Raw genomic sequence first — 906 nt, forward strand, 5'->3', positions numbered from 1 at the left:
AGAGGCTTATTCATAAGGGGTGTCCCGCAGCCAAAAACAGCAACCCCCGCACCACCGAAAACACCCGCCGGTACACCTCCAACGGTCGCCTGAACCCCGAATGCAGCACACGCCAGGTTTTGATCTGAGCAATCACCCGCTCCACCACCGACCGCAACCGATTAATCACCCGATTATTTCGCTTCTGCTCCTTGGTGAGCTTCTGCCCAGGCTTACGCCTGGTCGGGGCTGCTAACCCCAGCCCCACATAGCCCTTATCAGCCAAAGTCGAAGAATCCAGCAGCTTCTCAAGCCCATGAGCCCGAAAAGCATGAGCATCATGCCTAGCCCCAGGTAGCGGGTCGGTGATAGCCAGGAGCCTACCGTCAAGGGTGCAAATGACCTGGTGGTTGAACCCGGCTCGTTTATGCTTACCCGAAAAGTTTGTTTTTCCTAGTGAACGCCAGTTCCAGGTGGGCACCAGAGTGCCGTCAATCACCAGAGAACCAGGTACGTTCAGTCGCTTTTCCAAGGACTTCTCCAGGGGCTTGAGGACCTTCAAAAGGGCTTGCTCGATGGTGTTGATGGTTCGTGAGATGGTGGGCTGAGAGACTCGGGCAAAGTGGGCTAGGGTTTCTTGGGTGATGTTTTGTCGGTAGCTGAGCAGGGTGACTTTAAGGGCCTTAGCTAGGGTGAGCCTGCGGGGTTTTTGGTCTGGTTTGACCCAGGTGAGGTGCTCGGCGAGGGTTGTGAGGAGCGTGGCGAATTGCGTGGCGGTGAGGCCGGTTGTACGCTGGTGTAGCAACGGTTCTTCCGGTATGGCTTGAGGTTATTTGTAGTGATTTAACCCTTTTATTTTTGCCGCTGGTGGGGCCGTTGTCTAGTTGGTGGGGGGTGGGGGTGTTGACCCCCTTATGAATAACCCTC

1 protein-coding gene is annotated in these 906 nt (G+C 55.7%); it reads right to left on the bottom strand.

The window, feature by feature from the left end; all coding sequences use genetic code 11:
- Positions 1 to 10: 10 nt before the first annotated feature.
- Positions 11 to 784: a transposase family protein gene (locus tag ACRCJM_RS11980; protein ID WP_421084534.1), complete on the bottom strand. Its 774-nt coding sequence runs from the start codon at positions 782 to 784 to the stop codon at positions 11 to 13.
- Positions 785 to 906: the final 122 nt, after the last annotated feature.

The sequence above is a fragment of the Rothia sp. L_38 genome (assembly GCF_050689125.1).
In the GTDB taxonomy this organism is placed as follows: Bacteria; Actinomycetota; Actinomycetes; order Actinomycetales; family Micrococcaceae; genus Rothia.